The 208-nt window shown below is 55.8% G+C and carries 1 protein-coding gene; it reads right to left on the bottom strand.

Annotated features, from left to right (window positions below; all coding sequences use genetic code 11):
- Positions 1-208 (bottom strand): hypothetical protein (locus tag LJE08_RS14900; protein ID WP_227403702.1); only part of this gene is annotated, 208 nt, incomplete at both ends.

Genomic DNA, 208 nt, shown 5'->3' with positions numbered 1-208 from the left:
CCTTCAACGTACTGTTGAAGGATTCGGGCATGCCCGGCTCCATACGGTGGTCGCCATCCACGATGTTTTTGTACATCTTGGTACGGCCATTCACATCGTGAGACTTGACGGTCAGCATTTCCTGCAGGGTATATGCCGCACCGTAAGCCTCCAGGGCCCACACTTCCATCTCACCGAATCGCTGACCACCGAACTGCGCCTTACCACC

The organism is Holdemanella sp. DFI.5.55 (assembly GCF_020593575.1).
GTDB lineage: Bacteria > Bacillota_I > Bacilli_A > Erysipelotrichales > Erysipelotrichaceae > Holdemanella > Holdemanella hominis.
Note: the sequence above shows the minus strand (reverse complement) of the source record. Positions and strands in the feature narration are given on the sequence as shown.